1 pseudogene is annotated in these 1,158 nt (G+C 46.2%); it reads right to left on the minus strand.

Going from position 1 to position 1,158, the window contains the following annotated elements:
* A pseudogene (locus R7F67_RS24600) lies at nucleotides 1-1,158 on the minus strand (tandem-95 repeat protein); the annotation flags it as partial.

Raw genomic sequence — 1,158 nt, forward strand, 5'->3', positions numbered from 1 at the left:
GAAGAAGCATCAAACTCTTGGTATTTAATGATGTTTGCGCCAGCTTGACCGCCCGCAGAGGTGTTGATTGTAAAGTCGATTGCACCTTGCGCATCCGATTTAACAACGTCTATCGCATTACCATTACTTTCTGTGACCAACAAGCGCGTTTGATCGCCTATCGCACCAGAGGTATCTTCCGGCTCAACAACCGGATTCACTTGAACGTGAACCGAACCAGTAATCACCGCTTCTGCAATCCCTTGTCCTGGATTTGCCGCATCAACGTACTCATGGTCAATCTCTTTCACAGTCAACGTTGTGCTCAAATCAAAGTCGGTACTGGAATCTTGTTCCAACTCAACTTGAACATAACCACTCTGCGTAACGCGAGCAGAGAAGTCTTGCTCCGATTCATTGGCTTGTGGCGTTAATGTTAACGTACCAGCGACGAGCGTTTGCGCTACACCATCCACGAACACGGTACAACTCGGAGGGAAGCCAGAAATCGTCACTTCTGAGAAGAACTCATCGGCATCTGGACTTTGGCTGGTCGTTGGTTTCCAATCGATGTTGAAGCGCGTATCTTCGTCACCTTCCGAAACCACGGTATAGTTATTTCTTGCGTCAATCACAGGGCCAACAATCACACGAATTTCCCCAGTTGAGGTGCGCGTATGACCATCGTTTTCAGTAACGATCGTGGTGGCTGTGATGTGAATATTCTCGGTAGACGATGCTTCCGGTTTAATCACAATGCCCGAGTTGATGTTTGCTTGCGTAATATTCGCTTCATAGATTGGCTGGTTATTACCATCGTACCCAACGAACGTTAAATCGACCGAGTTGCCATCATTATCAAATATCTCAACGCCATCAGGAATGTTGGAAAGCAGTACCGTTACCGTTTCAGAGTGGTCGTTAGGGTTGTCTTTGACTTCTCCAGAAAGAATGCTGAACGAAATATCAACTTGGCCATTTTCATCCACAAATGTTTGAACGCCACGTACGTTACCATCATCAAACTCTTGCCAAATACCTGACTTATCATTGAGTTCAACGATTGGAATATCCGCTACGCCTTTCACATCAACAATGACGGTTTTGTTCCCGAGTGAAAGTACATCTTGCGCAGAACCTGTTGAAAGCGATGCGCTGTCTTTTACGATGCCTTCTACG

The sequence above is a fragment of the Vibrio sp. YT-17 genome (genome assembly GCF_033337375.1).
In the GTDB taxonomy this organism is placed as follows: domain Bacteria; phylum Pseudomonadota; class Gammaproteobacteria; order Enterobacterales; family Vibrionaceae; genus Vibrio; species Vibrio alginolyticus.